Source organism: Azospirillum endophyticum, assembly GCF_016595245.1.
In the GTDB taxonomy this organism is placed as follows: Bacteria; Pseudomonadota; Alphaproteobacteria; order Azospirillales; family Azospirillaceae; genus Azospirillum; species Azospirillum endophyticum.
In genome coordinates this window covers 32,360-46,878 of the sequence record NZ_JAENHM010000035.1, presented here as the reverse complement: position 1 = coordinate 46,878, position 14,519 = coordinate 32,360, and the positions used below count along the sequence as shown (strand labels likewise).

General features: G+C 72.6%; 13 protein-coding genes. 11 read left to right on the top strand and 2 right to left on the bottom strand.

What is annotated here, in order from left to right; all coding sequences use genetic code 11:
* The first annotated feature begins 138 nt into the window (after window positions 1-138).
* The 5 genes from cobN to cobJ are packed head-to-tail and all read left to right on the top strand — an operon-like array spanning window position 139 to window position 6,988.
* Window positions 139-3,531 (top strand): cobaltochelatase subunit CobN, encoded by a 3,393-nt coding sequence (cobN, locus tag JHL17_RS12035; RefSeq protein WP_200193371.1) that lies wholly within the window; start codon window positions 139-141, stop codon window positions 3,529-3,531.
* Window positions 3,528-4,865: a precorrin-3B synthase gene (gene cobG / locus JHL17_RS12030; protein ID WP_200193369.1), complete on the top strand. Its 1,338-nt coding sequence runs from the start codon at window positions 3,528-3,530 to the stop codon at window positions 4,863-4,865. Before cobN ends, cobG begins: the two co-directional genes overlap by 4 nt.
* On the top strand, window positions 4,858-5,496 hold the full coding sequence (locus JHL17_RS12025; protein WP_200193367.1) for a precorrin-8X methylmutase: 639 nt from the start codon (window positions 4,858-4,860) through the stop codon (window positions 5,494-5,496). The genes cobG and JHL17_RS12025 overlap by 8 nt, the downstream gene beginning before the upstream one ends.
* Complete coding sequence (locus tag JHL17_RS12020; protein ID WP_200193365.1) at window positions 5,493-6,233, top strand: precorrin-2 C(20)-methyltransferase; 741 nt, start codon at window positions 5,493-5,495, stop codon at window positions 6,231-6,233. Before JHL17_RS12025 ends, JHL17_RS12020 begins: the two co-directional genes overlap by 4 nt.
* A complete protein-coding gene (cobJ, locus tag JHL17_RS12015; protein ID WP_200193363.1) occupies window positions 6,230-6,988 on the top strand; it encodes a precorrin-3B C(17)-methyltransferase in 759 nt (252 codons plus the stop codon). Before JHL17_RS12020 ends, cobJ begins: the two co-directional genes overlap by 4 nt.
* A gap of 188 nt (window positions 6,989-7,176) precedes the next feature.
* On the opposite strand, the gene JHL17_RS12010 is transcribed toward cobJ, so the two are convergent.
* A complete protein-coding gene (locus tag JHL17_RS12010) occupies window positions 7,177-7,974 on the bottom strand; it encodes a cobalt-precorrin-6A reductase (protein ID WP_247893486.1) in 798 nt (265 codons plus the stop codon).
* Between JHL17_RS12010 and cbiE the strand changes: the two genes are divergently transcribed.
* From cbiE to cobM, 3 genes are read left to right on the top strand one after another with little or no spacing between them, the layout of a single operon-like run.
* A complete protein-coding gene (gene cbiE / locus JHL17_RS12005; RefSeq protein ID WP_200193666.1) occupies window positions 7,973-9,226 on the top strand; it encodes a precorrin-6y C5,15-methyltransferase (decarboxylating) subunit CbiE in 1,254 nt (417 codons plus the stop codon). The genes JHL17_RS12010 and cbiE overlap by 2 nt on opposite strands.
* Window positions 9,214-9,657 carry a cobalamin biosynthesis protein gene (locus tag JHL17_RS12000; RefSeq protein WP_200193361.1) on the top strand — a complete coding sequence of 148 codons (444 nt, stop codon included), beginning with the start codon at window positions 9,214-9,216 and terminating at the stop codon, window positions 9,655-9,657. The genes cbiE and JHL17_RS12000 overlap by 13 nt, the downstream gene beginning before the upstream one ends.
* Window positions 9,654-10,415 carry a precorrin-4 C(11)-methyltransferase gene (gene cobM, locus JHL17_RS11995; protein WP_200193359.1) on the top strand — a complete coding sequence of 254 codons (762 nt, stop codon included), beginning with the start codon at window positions 9,654-9,656 and terminating at the stop codon, window positions 10,413-10,415. The genes JHL17_RS12000 and cobM overlap by 4 nt, the downstream gene beginning before the upstream one ends.
* 98 nt (window positions 10,416-10,513) lie before the next feature.
* On the opposite strand, the gene JHL17_RS11990 is transcribed toward cobM, so the two are convergent.
* Window positions 10,514-11,689, bottom strand: coding sequence for a cobalt-precorrin-5B (C(1))-methyltransferase (locus JHL17_RS11990; RefSeq protein ID WP_200193357.1), 1,176 nt, complete (start codon window positions 11,687-11,689; stop codon window positions 10,514-10,516).
* Between JHL17_RS11990 and cobA the strand changes: the two genes are divergently transcribed.
* From cobA to bluB, 3 genes are read left to right on the top strand one after another with little or no spacing between them, the layout of a single operon-like run.
* On the top strand, window positions 11,688-12,503 hold the full coding sequence (gene cobA / locus JHL17_RS11985; protein WP_200193355.1) for a uroporphyrinogen-III C-methyltransferase: 816 nt from the start codon (window positions 11,688-11,690) through the stop codon (window positions 12,501-12,503). The two genes, JHL17_RS11990 and cobA, sit on opposite strands and share 2 nt — an antisense overlap.
* A complete protein-coding gene (locus JHL17_RS11980) occupies window positions 12,481-13,824 on the top strand; it encodes a cobyrinic acid a,c-diamide synthase CobB (RefSeq protein WP_200193353.1) in 1,344 nt (447 codons plus the stop codon). The genes cobA and JHL17_RS11980 overlap by 23 nt, the downstream gene beginning before the upstream one ends.
* Window positions 13,817-14,509: a 5,6-dimethylbenzimidazole synthase gene (bluB, locus tag JHL17_RS11975; RefSeq protein ID WP_200193351.1), complete on the top strand. Its 693-nt coding sequence runs from the start codon at window positions 13,817-13,819 to the stop codon at window positions 14,507-14,509. The genes JHL17_RS11980 and bluB overlap by 8 nt, the downstream gene beginning before the upstream one ends.
* Window positions 14,510-14,519 lie beyond the last annotated feature (10 nt).

Sequence of the window (14,519 nt, the reverse complement as noted above, 5' to 3'; positions counted from 1 at the left end):
AGCTTTGTGCGAGAGCTGGGCGGGGGAGGGACTGCCGCTGCTTTTATGGACAAGCGCTTAGTCCCCTCCCCCGCCCAGCGGGGGAGGGTTGGGGTGGGGGCAAGTGTCCCCACTCTTTGAACGTATCCGCGGACACCCATGCACCTGCTCGCCGCCCGCCAGGACGAACTGGACGCCGGCCCCCAGGCGGAAGATCTGGGGCAGACGCCGGCCGACCTCGTCATGCTGTCCTTTTCCGACAGCGACCTGACCGCGCTCGCCGCCGCGTGGCGGGCCGGGCGCGATCGGCTGCCCAGCCTCCGCCTCGCCAACCTCAATCGCCTCGGCCATCCCCTGTCGGTGGACCTTTATGCCGACGGCATCGTCGCCAAGGCGAAGCTGGTTGTCCTGCGCCTGCTCGGCGGCAGCGGTTACTGGCGCTACGGCCTCGACCGCCTGTCCGCCCTCTGCCGTGAGCGCGGCATCCCCCTCGCCGTCCTGTCCGGAGAGGCGCAGCCCGACCCGAACCTCACCGCCTACGGCACCGTTCCGTCGGAAACCGCCGACCGCCTGTGGCGCTATTTCACCGAGGGCAGCCCGGCCAACATCGGCCATCTGCTGGCCTGCGCCGCAACGCTGGCCGGCACGCCGCTGCCCCACGAGGATCCGGCCCCCGTCCCGCGCTTCGGCGCTTACGACGGCTGGAGCGGCCCCTCACCCGCCGGCGCCCCGGTCGCGGCGGTGGTCTTCTACCGCTCCCACCTGCTGGCCGGCGATCTGGCACCGATCCATGCGCTCTGCGACGCACTGGCGGCCCGCGGCCTCGCTCCCCGTCCGCTGTTCGTCGCCAGCCTGAAGGAACCGGACTGCGCCGCCTGGATGCGCGCCAGCCTGACCGCGCGCAACGCCGCCGTCGTCGTCAACACCACCGCCTTCTCGGCCGCGCGGGAGGATGGTTCCCCCCTGGAGGCCAACGGCACGCCGGTCCTGCAAGCCATCCTCTCGACCACCCCCGAGGCGGGCTGGCAAGCGTCCTCGCGTGGTCTCGCCCCCTCCGACCTCGCGATGAACGTCGTGCTGCCGGAGATGGACGGCCGCATCATCGCCCGCGCCATCGCCTTCAAGGCGGCGGGAGAGCCCGACCCCGACCTGCAATTCGCCGCCCCGGCCCTGCGCCCGATCGCCGACCGGGTGGCCGCCACCGCCGACCTCGCGGCGAGTTGGGTCCGCCTGTCCCGCACCCCGCGGGCGGAGCGGCGGCTGGCGCTGGTGCTGTCCGACTATCCCGGCCCCGGCGGCGGCATCGGCCATGCGGTCGGCCTCGACAGCCCGGCCAGCACCGTGGCGATGCTCCACCGCCTGTCCGCCGAGGGCTACGGCCTTTCCGCCATCCCGGACAGCGGTGCCGCCCTGATGGCGGCCCTCACGGCCGTGCCCGGCCCGACCCTGTCGCTCGCCGACTACCGGCGCCTCGCCCCGCCGGAGCTGCGCGCCCGCGTCGCCGAAACCTGGGGCGAGCCGTCCGCCGACCCCGCCTGCCGCGACGGCGCCTTCTGTTTCCGCATCCTGCCCTGCGGCAATGCCGTCGTCGCGGTGCAACCCAGCCGCGGCCACGGCCCGCTGACCACCGCCCAGCACCACGATCCCGACACCCCGCCCAGCCACGGCTATCTCGCCTTCCATCTCTGGCTGCGCCATGTCGTCGGCATCCATGCCCTGGTGCAGATCGGCGCCCATGGTACGCTGGAATGGCTGCCGGGCAAGGCGGTGGCGCTGTCGGCCGAGTGCTGGCCGGAGATCGTCGGCGGCACCCTGCCGGTGCTCTATCCCTTCATCGTCAACAACCCCGGCGAGGGCGTGCAGGCCCGTCGCCGTCTCGGCGCCGTGCTGATCGGCCATCTGACGCCGCCGCCGGTGGAGTCCGGCCTCTACGGCGACCTCGCCGGTCTGGAAACTGCCATCGACGAGTATTCGCAGGCGACCGGGCTCGACCCACGGCGGCTGGGCATGCTGCGCGAGACGATCCTCGACCTCGCCTGGAAATCCGGCATCGCCGCCGACTGCAACCTGCGCCCCGGCGACGATCCCGACGCCATCCTGTCGCGGCTGGACGCCCATCTCTGCGACGTGAAGGAATTGCAGATCCGCGACGGCCTGCATGTCTTCGGTCTCAGCCCGGCCGGCGAACGCCGCGATCGCCTGACCGCCGCCGTCGCGCGGACGGCCGATCCCGCGACGGTGGCCGCTGCCGTCGATGCCAGCGGCGAGGCCGAGATGCGGGCGCTGCTCGACGGGCTGGACGGCCGCTTCGTCCGCCCCGGCCCCGGCGGCTCGCCGGCGCGCGGGCGGGCGGATACGCTGCCGACCGGGCGCAACCTCTATGCGGTCGACCCGCGCGGGGTGCCGACGCCGACCGCATGGACTCTCGGCTGGCAGGCCGCCGACGCGCTGATCACCCGCTATCTGCAGGATCATGGCGACTGGCCGCGGCGGCTGGTGGTCGATTGCTGGGGCACCCCGGCCATGCGCACCGGCGGCGACGAGTTGGCCCAGGCGCTGGCCCTGCTCGGCGTCCGCCCGCTCTGGGAGAACGGCTCCGGCCGCGTCACCGGCTACGAGATCATGCCGGCCGGCGTGCTGGGCCGGCCGCGGGTGGATGTGACGCTGCGCATCTCCGGCCTGTTCCGCGATGTCTTCCCGCAGCAGATCGCCCTGTTCGACCAAGCGGTCCGCGCCGTCGCCGGACTGGACGAGCCCGACGACACCAATCCGCTGGCCGCCACCGCGCGGGCCGAGGAACAACGCCTCTCAGCATCCGGCACCGGCACCGAGGACGCCCGCCGCTGGGCCACCGCCCGCATCTTCGGCGCCGCCCCCGGAATCTACGGCACCGCGCTGTCCGGCATGATCGCGCGCGGCGACTGGACCGCGCGGGCCGATTTCGGCGCCGCCTATCTGGAGGGCGGCTGTCACGCCTATGGCGCCGGGTTGGACGGCGTTCCGTTGCCGTCCCTGTTCCGCCGCCGGGTCGGCGGGGCCGACGCGCTCGTCCACCACCAGGACCAGCGCGAGCATGACGTGCTGTCCACCGACGGCTTCATGCAGTTCGAAGGCGGCTTTGCCGCCGCGGCGGCGCTGGAGGACTCCGAACCGGCGCTCTACCATCTCGACAGCGCCGATCCGGAACGGATTGCAGTGCGCACGCTGGCCGAGGAGATCGCCCGCACCCTGCGCGGCCGGGCGGCCAACCCACGCTGGATCCGGGGCATGATGCGCCACGGCTATCGCGGCGCGGCGGAACTGGCGGCCGGCGTCGACACGCTGTTCGCCTTCGCCGCCACCACCGACGCCGTACGCCCCGCCCATTTCGACCTGCTGTACGACGCCTATGTCGAGGATGCGGAGGTGTGGGACTTCCTGTCGCAGGCCAATCCCGCCGCCGCCCGGCACATCCTGGCGCGCCTGGGCGAGGCGCTCGACCGCGGCCTGTGGCATCCCCGCCGCAACTCCACCGCGGAGGATCTGCGGCGCCTGCGGGAGACCGCCGCATGACGAACCCTGGTCACAACCGGCCGCGGCGGCGCGGTACCTGCCCCGGCGTGCTGGCGCCGATGCAGGTCGGCGACGGGTTGCTGCTGCGCATCCGCGTTCCGGCCGGCGTTCTGCCCGCCGATCATGCACGCCAAATCGCCGGGCTGGGGGATCGTTACGGCAACGGCCTGATCGACCTCAGCCAGCGCGGCAACCTGCAGCTTCGCGGCATCTCTACCGACAGGCTCGAGCCGGTGACCGAAGCCCTGCGCGGCATGGGGTACGTTTCCGGCGACGCCGCGGGCGAGGCGGTGCGCAACGTGCTGTGCTCTCCCACGGCCGGGCTCGACCCGGCCGCATCGATCGACGTACGGGGGGTGGCGCGTACGCTCGACGCGCGGCTGGCGGCGGACGCCGGCCTGCACCGCCTGCCGCCGAAGTTCGGCTGGCTGGTCTGCGGCGGCGGGATCGGGCATCTGGCGGACAGCAGCACGGACGTGCGCTTCGACGCGGTGGACGGTGAGCGGTTCCGGGTGTCGTTGGGTGGCACGCTGACGACGGCGGCACCGCTGGGGCTGTGCCGGGCGGAGGACGTTACGGATGTGGCGTCGGCGCTGGGACGTGCCTTCCTGGAGCGGCGCGCATCGCTGCCCGAGCCGCCGCGCCGCATGGCTGGTTTGGTCGCCGCGATCGGCACCGATCCGTTTGTAACGCGCCTCTCCTCCCTGATTTCTCCTCTCCCCCCCGGGGAGAGGATCAAGGTGAGGGGGACGCATCTCATGGATCTCTTCGGCTCCGCCGAACCCCCTCATCCCAACCTTCTCCCCGGGGGGGAGAAGGAGCAAGCCCCGGCGCTGGTAACGGCCTTCCCCTTCGGCCGCCTCACCGCCGCCACCTTCGCCGCCCTCGCATCCGCGTGCACCGAGATCCGCATCACCCCCTGGCGCGCCCTGATCCTCGTCTCCCCTTCCGGCGATGCCGAGCAAACCGCGCGCGCCCACGGCGCCATCCTGTCCCACACCGACCGCCGGCTGAAGCTGACCGCCTGCAGCGGGGCCGGCAGCTGCGATGTCGGCACCACCGACACCCATGCGACGGCGCTCGCCATCGCCGACCGCGCAGGCCCCTTGCTGGATCATGTGCGAATGGTGCATGTGTCGGGCTGCGCCAAGGGCTGCGCCCATCCCGCCATCGCCGATGTCACCCTGACCGCGCGCGACGGGCTGTATGACGTCGCCCTGAACGCCAAACCCGGTGACGCCACCCGCCTGATGCAGGGGCACACCGGCCTGTCTCCCGCCGACGCCGTGGCCAGCGTCGCGGATCTGTTGACCGAGGAGTCCACCGGTGCCTGAGCCGCTCTACGACTATATCCGCGACGGAGCGGCCATCTACCGCCAGTCCTTCGCCACCATCCGGGCGGAAGCCGACCTGTCCGCCATCCCCGACGACCTGAAGCCGGTGGCGGTGCGCGTCATCCACGCCTGCGGTATGGTCGATGCGGCCCAAGACCTGCTGTTCTCCACCGATGTCGCCGTCGCCGCCCGTACGGCCCTGCGGGCCGGCGCCCCGATCCTCTGCGACAGCGAGATGGTCGCCCATGGCGTGACCCGCACCCGGCTGCCGGCCGACAACGCGGTGGTCTGCACCCTGCGCGACGCTTCGGTGCCCGATCTGGCGAAACAGATCGGCAACACCCGGTCCGCCGCGGCCCTCGATCTGTGGAGCGAGCGGCTGGGCGGGTCGGTGGTCGCCATCGGCAACGCGCCGACCGCGCTGTTCTACCTGCTGGAGCTGCTGGCGGCCGGCGCGCCGAAGCCGGCGGCGATCCTCGGTTTTCCGGTCGGCTTCGTCGGCGCGATGGAAAGCAAGCAGGCGCTGGCCGAGAACCCCTTCGACGTGCCCTATCTGGCGATCCGCGGCCGGCGCGGCGGCAGCGCCATGGCCGCCGCCGCCGTCAACGCGCTGGCGAGCGACGTCGAATGAGCGGCGACAGCCTCCCCCCCGGCACCCTGTTCGGCGTCGGCGTCGGCCCCGGCGACCCGGAGCTGATGACGCTGAAGGCGGTGCGCACCATCGGCGCCTGCCCGGTCGTCGCCTATTTCTGCAAGCGCGGCACCCGGGGCCAGGCCCGCCGCATCGCCGACCAGGCCATCTCGGCGACCCAGCTCGAGCTGCCGATGGTCTATCCGGTGACGGTGGAACTGCCGCCGACCCACCCGGACTATGGCCGGCAGATCGAGGCCTTCTTCGACGACTCCGCCGAACGCATCGCCGCCCATCTCGCCGCCGGCCGCTCGGTGGCGGCACTCAACGAGGGGGACCCGTTCTTCTACGGCTCCTTCATGCACCTGTTCCTGCGGCTGTCCGGCCGCTTCAGGGCGGAAGTGGTCCCCGGCGTCACCAGCATGGTGTGCAGCGCCTCCCTGCTGCCGCGCCCGCTGATGCTGCGCGACGACGTGCTGTCGGTGATCCCCGGCACGCTGGACGAGGCGGCGCTGGTCCGCGCGCTGACCTCGGCGGATGCCTGCGTGGTGATGAAGCTGGGCCAGAATCTGCCCAAGGTCCGCCGTGCCATCGCCGCCGCCGGGCTGGCCGAGCGCGCCTGGTATGTCGAGCGCGCCAGCATGGACGAACAGCGCTTCATGCCCTTCCTGGAGGCGCCGGACGTCGCCCCCTACTTCTCCCAGATCGTCATTCCGGGCGAGGGCAAGCGGGGATGAGCGGCTGGTTGAAAGTCGTGGGCCTTGGCCCCGGCCCCGAGGACTGGCTGACGCCGGAGGCACGGCGCGATCTGGCCGAGGCGACCGACCTCGTCGGCTATTTCCCCTATGTCGAGCGCGTGCCGCCGGGAGATCAGGTGCGCCACGCCTCCGACAACCGGGTGGAGCTGGACCGCGCCCGCTTCGCGCTCGATCTGGCGGCGCAGGGCCGGCGGGTCGCGGTGGTGTCGGGCGGCGATCCCGGCATCTTCGCCATGGCCGCCGCCCTCTTCGAGGCGCTGGACGATCAGGATGCGCCCGACGCTTGGCATGCGGTGCCGCTGTCGGTCGATCCCGGCGTCTCCGCCATGCAGGCCGCCGCCGCGCGGGCCGGGGCACCGCTGGGGCACGATTTCTGCGCCATCTCGCTGTCCGACAACCTCAAGCCTTGGGAGGTGGTGCTGAAGCGCCTGCGTCTGGCGGCGGAGGCGGATTTCGTCATCGCGCTCTACAACCCGATTTCCAAGGCCCGGCCCTGGCAGCTGGGGGCCGCCTTCGACGCCCTGCGCGATATCCGCGCGCCCGAGACGCCCATCGTTCTGGGCCGCGCCGTCGGCCGCCCGGACGAGGACCTGACCGTCACCACGCTGGGCGAGGTGCGGGCGGAGCAGGCCGACATGCGCACGCTGGTGATCATCGGCGCCTCGCACACGCGGTTCGTGCCCAAGGCCGACGGTGGGCGCTGGGTCTACACGCCTCGGCATTACCGGGGGTGAGGATGGGTGAGACGGCAGTGCTGGCTGGGATGCCCGCGACCAACCCACCGCGAGCAACCCTCTCCCCCCCGGGGAGAGGGCTGGGTGAGGGGGTCGCGCGGCGGGATCTTCGGGATAGCCACGCAGTGCATCCCCCTCACCCCGACCCTCTCCCCGGGGGGGAGAGGGGGAATCAGTTGGGGGGAAAGTCAGCCCACCCCCTCCAGCCATCCCACCGCCCCGTCCACGCCGTGCAGTTCCGCCACGCCGTTGCCGGCCGGCCGCTCCACCATCACCACCGGCAAGCCCAGTTCCCGCGCAGCCTCCAGCTTCGCGTCGGTCGCCCGTCCACCGCTGTTCTTGCTGACGACCACCTCCACCCCCTGCCCGCGCATCAGCGCCAGCTCTCCCTCGACGGTGAACGGCCCGCGGTCGAGGATCAGGGTCATGCGCGGCAGAGCCGGCATCGGCTCCGGCGGATCGACGGCGCGGATCAGGTAGCGCTTGTCCGGCACCGCCTCGAAGGCCTCGACCTCCTGCCGGCCGATGGTCAGGAACACGGTGTCGTCCAGGTCGCGCAGGGCCAGCGCCGCAGCATCCATGTCCGGCACGCCGATCCAGCGGTCGCCCGGCCCCGCCACCCAGGCCGGCCGGGTCAGCAGGCGCAGCGGCACGCCGACCCGTGCGCAGGCCGCGGCGGCATTGGCGGAGATCCGAGCCGCGAAGGGATGGGTCGCGTCGATCACCGCGTCGATGCCCTCGGCATGCAGGTAGCCGGCCAAACCCTCGACCCCGCCGAAGCCACCGATGCGGGTCGGCAGCGGCGGCAGAACCGGGTTCCTGGTGCGGCCGGCCAACGACACCCGGGCGTCGATACGCGAATGGCCGGCCAGCCGCCTCGCCAGCGCCGTCGCCTCCGTCGTGCCGCCCAGGATCAGTACTTTGACCATCAGCGCCTTGACCAATTCCCCCTCCCCACCCGTCAGGATCGGCGCCATGGATAGCATGGGAACGCCCCGCTGGCTCACCATCGTCGGCATCGGCGAGGATGGCTGGGACGGTTTGCCGCCCGCCGCTCGCGCGGCGGTCGAAAGCGCTTCGATCCTCTACGGCGGCACCCGCCATCTGGATTTCGTGCCGGTCGTTGCGGGCCAGGAACGGCTGCCCTGGCCGTCGCCGATGACCGACGCCTTCCCCGCCCTGCTCGCCCGCCGCGGCCGGCCGGTCTGCGTGCTGGCGAGCGGCGATCCATCCTGGTACGGGGTGGGCGCCACACTGTCGCGGCTCGTTCCGGCTGCGGAAACGATGGTCATTCCGGCCGCTTCCGCCTTCAGCCTCGCGGCATCCCGGCTGGGATGGCCCTTGCAAGACTGCCGCTGCCTGACACTTCACGGCCGCCCGCTGGAACAGGTCGTTCCGCATCTGCAACCGAATGCCAAGCTGTTGCTTCTTTCCTGGGACGGAACGACTCCCGCCAAGCTTGCCGCCCTGCTGCGCGCTCGCGGCTTCGGCGCCGCGCGCCTGACGGTGCTGGAGGCGATGGGCGGCCCGCGCGAGGCCCGTCTGGAGGCCACCGCCGATGCCTGGAATACGGAGCGGGTCGCCGACCTCAACACCATCGCCCTCGACTGCGTCGCCGCCCCCGGCGTCCGAATCCTGCCGCTGGCGCCCGGCCTGCCCGACGACTGGTTCGACCATGACGGCCAGATCACCAAACGCGAGGTGCGCGCCGTCACCCTGTCCTTCCTGGCGCCGCGCCGGGGGGAACTGCTGTGGGATGTCGGCGCCGGCTCGGGCTCCATCGGCATCGAATGGATGCTGCGCGATCCCGCCAACCGCGCCATCGCCGTCGAGCACCATCCGGAGCGCATCGCCCGCGTCCTCGCCAACGCCTCCGCCTTCGGCGTGCCCGGCCTGACCCTGGCGCGCGGCAAGGCCCCGGCGGCGCTGGAGGGTCTGGAGCGGCCGGACGCCATCTTCATCGGCGGCGGGCTTACCGCGGACGGGGTCCTGGCGGCCTGCTGGGATGCCCTGTCCCCCGGCGGACGGCTGGCAGCCAACGCGGTGACGCTGGAAAGCGAGGCGGTGCTGATCGACGCCCACAAACGGCTGGGCGGCGAGCTGACCCAGATTTCGGTGGCCCGCGCCTCGGCGGTCGGCGGCTTCCGCGGCTGGCGCGCGGCGATGCCGGTCACGCTGTGGCGCGTGGAGAAACCGTATGGCGAAAGCCCTGGGGCGGAGGGCGCATGGACCGCCTGACGCCCGACACCCTGCTGTTCGGCCCGGTCTTCGTCGGGTTGGGCTGCCGCCGCGGCTGCGGCTGGGAGGAGATCGCCAATCTGGTCGCCGTCGCCTTTGACGAAGCGGTCCTGCCCGACGCCGCGCGCCAGCTGGCAACGCTTGCCGCTCCGGGGATGAAGGCCGACGAGGCCGGCTTGGCGGAGGCCGCCCGTGCGCTCGGCTTGCCGCTGCGCTTCATCGAAGAGGACGCGATGCTGGCGGCGCAGGACCGCGCCCACACCCGCTCCGCCACCGTGCTGGCCGCGGTCGGGCTGGCGTCGGTCGCGGAGGCCGCGGCGCTGGTTGCCGCCGGACCGGGATCGCGCCTGCTGCTGCCGCGCCGCTCCACCCCCCGCGCCACCGTGGCGCTCGCCTTGCCTGCCGTCGCTCTTCTGGAGACCCGTTCATGACCGTCCATTTCATCGGTGCCGGACCGGGCGCTCCAGACCTGCTGACGCTGCGTGGCCGCGACCTGATCGCGCGCTGCCCGGTCTGCCTCTATGCCGGCTCGCTGGTCCCGACGGAGATCGTCGCCCACGCGCCGGCCGGGGCGCGCATCGTCGACACCGCCCCGCTGACGCTGGAGGAGATCGTCGCCGAGTTCCAGGCGGCCCACGCCGCCGGCCAGGACGTCGCCCGGCTGCATTCCGGCGACCTGTCGGTCTACAGCGCGCTCGGCGAGCAGACCCGCGCGTTGCGGGACCTCGGCATTCCCTATACCATCACCCCCGGCGTGCCGGCCTTCGCCGCGGCGTCGGCCGCCCTGGGGCGGGAGCTGACCCTGCCGGAGGTCAGCCAGACGCTGATCCTGACCCGCACCGAAGGCCGCGCCTCGGCGATGCCGGCGAACGAGACGCTGGAAGTGTTGGGTGCCTCGGGGGCGACGCTGGCGGTCCACCTGTCGATCCACGTCATCGACCGGGTGGTGGAGCGTCTGACTCCGCTCTACGGCGCCGACTGCCCGGCCGCGGTGGTCTACCGCGCCACTTGGCCGGACGAACGGGTGCTGCGCGGCACGCTGGCCGACATCGCGGCCCAGGTGGCGGCTTCACCGATGGAGCGCACCGCGCTGATCCTGGTCGGCCCGGCACTGGGCCATGAGGAGTTCCGTTGCAGCGCGCTCTACGACGGCAGCCATGTGCGGCGCTACCGGGGGCTGGAGGAGTGAGGCTGTACGTCCCACATGCGAAAAGGCCCTCTCCCCCCCGGGGAGAGGGTTGGGTGAGGGGGATCCGTTTGCCGGACGCTCCTCGCCGCGCATCCCCCTCACCCTGCCCTCTCCCCGGGGGGGAGAGGGTTCACGAGAGCGGGAGAGGGAGCGCTCCCCACGATCCGTCCCTGCCGGTCGGTGACCAGCACCTCGACCGCGACCGGCGCGTCCTCCAGCACGTCCTGCGCGGCGCGGCGGGCCAGTTCGGCGACATGGTCGGCCAGGGCCAAGCCGGCGGCGTCCGCCATGCCCAGCACCTGCGCCGCGGTATTGGCGCCGCGCGCCCCGACGACGAGCTCCGGACCGGCCCCGAGATCCGCCAACCGTTCGGCCAGCCAGTCGAAGTCCACGCCGTTGCGCTTGCTGTGCAGATCCATCAGCCCGCGCGCCAGCTTGCCGAACTTGGCGAAGCCGCCGCACAGGGTCAGGCGCGGGATCGGGTGTCGGCGCAGGTACTTCAGCGTGCCGCCGACGAAATCGCCCATGTCGATCAGCGCCTGCTCCGACAAGCCGTAGCGCGCCACCACCGCCTTTTCCGACAGGTCGCCGGTGCAGGCCGCGGCATGGGTCAGCCCGGCGGCGCGCGCCACGTCGATGCCGCGCTGGATCGACGCGATCCAGGCCGCGCAGGAATAGGGCACGACGATCCCCGTCGTCCCCAGGATCGACAGCCCGCCGAGGATGCCCAGCCGGCCGTTCATGGTGCGGCGGGCAAGCTGCTCGCCATTCTCCACCCCGACCTCGACCACCAGATCGCCCGGCTGCCCGGCCGCTGCCGCCGCCTCCCCCACCGCCTGCGCGATCATGCTGCGCGGCACCGGGTTGATGGCCGGCTCGCCGACGGCCAGCGGCAGGCCGGGCAGGGTCACGGTGCCGACGCCGGGACCGGCGCGGAAACACACGCCGCTGCCGGCCGCGCCGCGCCAGACCCGCGCCCGCACCAGCGCGCCATGGGTCACGTCGGGATCGTCGCCGGCATCCTTGACCACGCCGGCCATGGCCCAGGAACCGTCCGCCCCCTCGCCCCGCCCGGTCACCGCCAGGGCGAAGGCCGGGGTCTGGCCGCCGGGCAGGGTCACGGTCACCGGGTCGGGAAACTCCTTGCCGAACAAAGCCTCTGCCGCCGCCCGCGCCGCGGCGGTGGCGCAGGTTCCCGTCGTCCAGCCGCGGCGCAAGGGTGTAGCATGCTCCGCACCGCTTTCCGTCTTCTCCGAGCCCGAGTCCGCGTTCATGTCGTTTGAGTCGTCCATTCCCGAAAGCGTCCTGGTCCCCTTCGCGCCCGGCAGCGTCTGGCTTGCCGGCTCCGGCCCCGGCGATCCCGGCCTGCTGACCCTGCTGGCCCTGCAAGGTCTAAGGCAAGCCGACGTCATCGTCCATGACGCGCTGGTCGGCGAACGGATCATGGCGCTCGCCGGCCCGTCGGCAAGGCTGGAGTTCGCCGGAAAGCGCGGCGGCCGCCCCTCCGCCCACCAGGACGACATCACCAGCCGCCTGATCGAACTGGCGAAGGAGGGGCACCGGGTGCTTCGCCTGAAGGGCGGCGACCCCTTCGTCTTCGGCCGCGGCGGCGAGGAGGCGCAGGCGCTGGCCGCCGAGGGCATCCCCTTCCGCATCGTCCCCGGCATCACGTCGGGCATCGCCGGCCCGGCCTATGCCGGCATCCCGGCGACCCACCGCGACACCAACCAGGCGGTGATCCTGGCGACCGGCCATTCGCTGGGCGGCGGACCGGACTGGCGAGCGCTGGCCGCCACCAAGGTGCCGCTGATCCTCTATATGGGCTGGAAGGCGCTGCCGACCATCGTGGCGGAGCTGATGGCCGGCGGCCTGTCCGCCGACACCCCCGTCGGCGTGGTGACGGAGGCGACGACCGCCAACCAGAAGAGCCTCGTCACCAGCCTCGGCACCTGCGTCGCCGATCTGGCGGCGAGCGGGCTGGAGCCGCCCGCCATCATCGTGATCGGCGACATGGTGCGGCTGCGCCCGGCGCTGGACTGGCTTCCGGCCCAGGCGGCGCTTCGGAATGCCGGAGGGACGAATGGCTAGCGGCCTCATCATCGCCGCCCCGGCGTCGGGCACCGGCAAGACGACGCTGACGCTGGGGCTGCTGGCGGCGCTCCGCGCCCGCGGAATCGGGGTGGGAGCGGCGAAGTCGGGGCCGGACTATATCGACCCGGCCTTCCACCGTGCCGCCACCGGCCGGCCGAGCGTCAATCTCGACACCTGGGCGATGGGACCGGACCTGCTGGACGGGCTCGCCGCCCGCGCCGCCGAGGGGGCCGATCTGCTGGTCTGCGAAGCGTTGATGGGCCTGTTCGACGGCGTCGCCGCCTTCGGCGCCACCGGCACCGGATCGACGGCGGAGATCGCGGCGCGCACCGGCTGGCCGGTGCTGCTGGTGGTGAACGCCAAGGGCCAGTCGCAGTCGGCCGCCGCCTTGGTGAAGGGCTTCGCCACCTACCGCGACGACGTGACCATCGGCGGCGTGGTGCTGAACAATGTCGGCAGCCCGCGCCACACCGCGCTCGCCGGCACCGCCATCGAGGCGCTGGGCATCCCCGTCCTGGGCGCCCTGCCCCGCGCCCCGGATCTCAGCCTGCCCGAACGCCATCTCGGCCTCGTCCAGGCCGACGAGACGGAGGGGCTGTCGGAGCGGCTGGCGGCACTCGGCCGCTTCATCGCGGAGCATGTCGACCTCGACCGCGTCGTCGCTCTCGCCAAGCCGTCGCAGGCCGGACGCGGCAGCGATGTCCCGGCCCTGGCGCCGCTGGGCCAGCGCATCGCCATCGCCCGGGATGCCGCCTTCACCTTCGTCTATCCGCATCTGACCGCCGGCTGGCAGGCCGCAGGGGCGGAATTGCGCTTCTTCTCCCCCCTGGCGGACGAGGCGCCGCCGGCGGATGCGGACGCCGTCTATCTGCCCGGCGGCTATCCGGAGCTGCATGCCGCCCGCCTCGCCGCCAACCACGCCTTCCGCGGGGCCTTGCGCGCGGCGGCGGAACGGGTGCCGGTCTATGGCGAATGCGGCGGCTACATGGTGATGGGCGAGACGCTGGAGGATGCCGACGGCGTCACCCACCCGATGGCCGGGCTGCTGGGAGTTCGCACCTCCTTCGCCAAGCGGCGGCTGCATCTGGGCTACCGCCGGGCGGCCCTGCTGGCCGACGGGCCGCTGGGACCGGCCGGCACGGTGCTGATGGGGCACGAGTTCCACTATGCCTCGACCCTCGCCCGCGGCGAGGACGCGCCGCTGCTGCATGCCACTGCGGCCGACGGCGGCGACCTGGGTGCGCTGGGCAGCCGGCGCGGTCTGGCGCTGGGGTCCTTCGTCCACCTGATCGCAAGGGGGGGGACGGCGCATGGATGACGAGAGGGACGAGGCCTTCACCCCGGCGGAACGGGAGGCGCTCTACAAGGCGATCTTCTCCCGCCGCGACGTGCGCGGCCAGTTCCGCCCCGACCCGGTGCCGGACGAGGTGCTGACCCGCATCCTGCTGGCCGCCCACCATGCGCCGTCGGTCGGCTTCATGCAGCCCTGGAACTTCATCGTCGTCACCGACCCGGCCGTGAAGTCGCGCATCCACGCCGACTTCGCCCGCGCCAACGACGAGGCGGCGGCGCTGTTCGAGGGCGAGCGGCGCGGTCTCTACAGCCGTCTGAAGCTGGAAGGCATCCGCGAGGCGCCGGTGAATCTCTGCATCACCTGCGACCGCGAACGCTCCGGCCCGGTGGTGCTCGGCCGCACCCACATGCCGGCGATGGACCTCTACAGCTGCGTCTGCGCCGTGCAGAACCTGTGGCTGGCGGCACGGGCCGAAGGGCTGGGGGTGGGCTGGGTCAGCATCCTGCACGAGGACGCGCTGAAGGAGGCGCTCGGCATCCCGGAGCGGATCGTGCCGATCGCCTATCTCTGCCTCGGCCACGTCACCCATTTCGAGGCGATGCCGGAATTGGAGACCAAGGGCTGGCGCAAGCGCCTGCCGCTGGAGGATCTGGTGTTCAGGGACCGCTGGCAAGAGATTGTCCCCTCTCCCCCCCGGGGAGAGGGTTAGGGTGAGGGGG

Excerpts from the sequence above, each read along its gene's own strand:
- cobN (WP_200193371.1), top strand. The coding sequence starts at position 139 with ATGCACCTGCTCGCCGCCCGCCAGGACGAACTGGACGCCGGCCCCCAG.
- cobG (WP_200193369.1), top strand. The coding sequence starts at position 3,528 with ATGACGAACCCTGGTCACAACCGGCCGCGGCGGCGCGGTACCTGCCCC.
- JHL17_RS12020 (WP_200193365.1), top strand. The coding sequence starts at position 5,493 with ATGAGCGGCGACAGCCTCCCCCCCGGCACCCTGTTCGGCGTCGGCGTC.
- cobJ (WP_200193363.1), top strand. The coding sequence starts at position 6,230 with ATGAGCGGCTGGTTGAAAGTCGTGGGCCTTGGCCCCGGCCCCGAGGAC.
- cbiE (WP_200193666.1), top strand. The coding sequence starts at position 7,973 with ATGGGAACGCCCCGCTGGCTCACCATCGTCGGCATCGGCGAGGATGGC.
- JHL17_RS12010 (WP_247893486.1), bottom strand. The coding sequence starts at position 7,974 with ATGCTATCCATGGCGCCGATCCTGACGGGTGGGGAGGGGGAATTGGTC.
- JHL17_RS12000 (WP_200193361.1), top strand. The coding sequence starts at position 9,214 with ATGGACCGCCTGACGCCCGACACCCTGCTGTTCGGCCCGGTCTTCGTC.
- cobM (WP_200193359.1), top strand. The coding sequence starts at position 9,654 with ATGACCGTCCATTTCATCGGTGCCGGACCGGGCGCTCCAGACCTGCTG.
- cobA (WP_200193355.1), top strand. The coding sequence starts at position 11,688 with ATGTCGTTTGAGTCGTCCATTCCCGAAAGCGTCCTGGTCCCCTTCGCG.
- JHL17_RS11990 (WP_200193357.1), bottom strand. The coding sequence starts at position 11,689 with ATGAACGCGGACTCGGGCTCGGAGAAGACGGAAAGCGGTGCGGAGCAT.
- JHL17_RS11980 (WP_200193353.1), top strand. The coding sequence starts at position 12,481 with ATGCCGGAGGGACGAATGGCTAGCGGCCTCATCATCGCCGCCCCGGCG.
- bluB (WP_200193351.1), top strand. The coding sequence starts at position 13,817 with ATGGATGACGAGAGGGACGAGGCCTTCACCCCGGCGGAACGGGAGGCG.